The following is a 741-nucleotide window of genomic DNA, read 5'->3' as shown; positions in this document are numbered from 1 at the left end:
TTCCCAGGCGTTACCCGTACCTGCTGCCCCGCCACTACCGGTATTCACAGTATTAGGAATATGGTGTGATTGCCACCAGCCGTGACTATCAATTCTGGCAAACCCTCCTTGGCCGCTATGATTTGTCGTTAAGGTAGGTTCATTACCTGAAGTCAATTCGTTATGGCTACTGCCTGGCATGTATAAGCCAACTATTTTCAAGCCTGAACTGACTGTCGATGTTTGACTGCCCCAGTCTGCCGTCGTATCAATCACCGCAGGGTCGGCACTGGCAACTACTTCAAGACTGGTTATGGATAATGTCGAAGTGGCGCCCACTGGCGAAGCATAGGCCGAACTAATAACAGGCTTATCTTCAGTCCCGGTAATGGTGATGCTGACTTGTTGGGTTGAGCCATCGGTCGCTGTGAAAGTATAAGTATCTACGACTTGTTGCTTGGCTGGGTCGGGGTCACTGGGTGATAAATCTTGTACTTTGCTTTGATCAAGGGTATAGGTCCATTGACCATTAACCATGGCTATATGGCCGTAGGTGGTGGCTGTACTGACAAGATCTGGGAAATCAGGTGTTTCGCCTGTATCGGTATCAGATATGCTAAGGGTTCCACTGGCGGTTGCGGTGTCGCCTGCGTCTCCTTCAGTCACTGCGCCAGTGCTTGCCCCCGTTATTACAGCTGCATCGTCTTTACCATGAACCGTAATGACGAGATTCTGCGTGTCGGTACCACCGTCTTGGTCGGT

1 protein-coding gene is annotated in these 741 nt (G+C 50.5%); it reads right to left on the bottom strand.

Going from position 1 to position 741, the window contains the following annotated elements:
- Positions 1–741, bottom strand: a 741-nt coding sequence (locus A3762_RS07140) for a VCBS domain-containing protein (RefSeq protein ID WP_156493319.1), incomplete at both ends; no start/stop codon positions are given.

Source organism: Oleiphilus sp. HI0125 (assembly GCF_001635355.1).
This window is presented reverse-complemented; position numbering and strand designations above follow the sequence as displayed.